Source organism: Clostridium sp. ZBS15 (assembly GCF_023845705.1).
GTDB lineage: Bacteria > Bacillota > Clostridia > Clostridiales > Clostridiaceae > Clostridium > Clostridium aquiflavi.
Window position 1 is genome coordinate 1 of sequence record NZ_JAMQHY010000185.1, and the last position, 536, is coordinate 536.

The window sequence follows — 536 nt, forward strand, 5'->3', positions numbered from 1 at the left end:
AAAAAAAAAAGGAAGAAAGCATGTTGAAATATAAGTAGTTATTTTGGTTTGCTATAGCTGATAGGTCTAATAGGATAGAAACTTTATTCTATTGGTCATGGTCTCCTAAGTATACAACACCACCTTGAGAATAAGCCATTCTAATATTCATTTCTTTATTTGATTCTGAAGGATAGACCCAAAAAGAAACTTTAAGTTGTTCGTACTGTAACATTGTTTCTGTTAGTAGAAAGGCAAAATCTTTGTTTGGATCAGTAGATGATTCATACCCTTCGGATTGAATGAACAACGATTTTTTATCAGGAATAAAAGAGTCCTTTGTCGCTTCAAATGTATAAATCTTACTTCTAGACTGAATGTAAGGCATTTTCACAAAATCTGTATTTCTAACTAGGTTTCTACCTTGTTGCTTTAAGACATCAAACTTTTCATTTATATTCCCTACTGAATTTGTGTCACGTAATAGTTGCCTAATAATTTCTTTTTCTCTTGTTGAACCCCAGTTATTAAAGTGACTGTGTTCTGTATACCGTGTT

Annotated in this window: 1 protein-coding gene; it reads right to left on the bottom strand. The window is 31.7% G+C overall.

Annotated elements, in window-relative coordinates:
• Positions 1-88 precede the first annotated feature (88 nt).
• Positions 89-536: hypothetical protein (locus NG904_RS16960; RefSeq protein ID WP_252232908.1), on the bottom strand; the 448-nt coding region annotated here is incomplete at its 5' end.